At 39.7% G+C, this 705-nt stretch carries 1 pseudogene; it reads left to right on the top strand.

The window, feature by feature from the left end:
- Positions 1-434: 434 nt before the first annotated feature.
- A pseudogene (locus R7Q09_RS25680) lies at positions 435-705 on the top strand (PAS domain-containing protein); the annotation flags it as partial.

The raw sequence follows: 705 nt of genomic DNA, 5'->3' as shown, positions 1-705 counted from the left end.
TGGGTAACTTCATATCTGATTTCAAACTTCAGATACAAAAAAGCCAGTGATGAAATATCACCGGCGGTCTCTTGTCTTTACTCAGATGTAATACAACTTACGCATTTTCCAGCTTAGCTGTGCACGTATTTCCACATCTGATGAAGATAATTTATGTCTCCGAGCAACACTTCATCGCGTTTTATGCACGGAGTTCAGCCTTCTTACGAAGTTTTTAAACAAGAGATATAACATGAATTTTTGTCTCAAAAATATACAGGCAAGAGCCTACACCCGCACGAAACAAAGTGCTATAAAAATTTCACTCAAACAGCTCAAAAGCTAACACACACAGATTAGCTGAATCGATAAACCATTATGTGATCCATATTGATTGTGTCATCAATACAAACCTATATAATCGGCTACTTGCCGAGAAGAAGGAAAGTAACCACATGATTTATAAAGAAAGGGAAACATGGTTAGAAGCCATTTTAAACACCCTACCGGATCATGTGTTTATCCTAGACGAAAGCGGGCGCTATATTGAAAGCTTTGGTGGTACCCACCACTCCAAAACGTTCAACGCAGAACGCTACACTGGCTTACAGCTTAGCGATGTCCTTTCCCCAACCAAAGCAGATGAACTCATGGGGTTTATTTTTGACGTTATGCAAGATAACGAAACGAAAGTCGTGAAATACAACCTTTCTCTGCATGACCACC

This window comes from Vibrio sp. 2130-1 (assembly GCF_033339515.1).
Note: the sequence above shows the minus strand (reverse complement) of the source record. Positions and strands in the feature narration are given on the sequence as shown.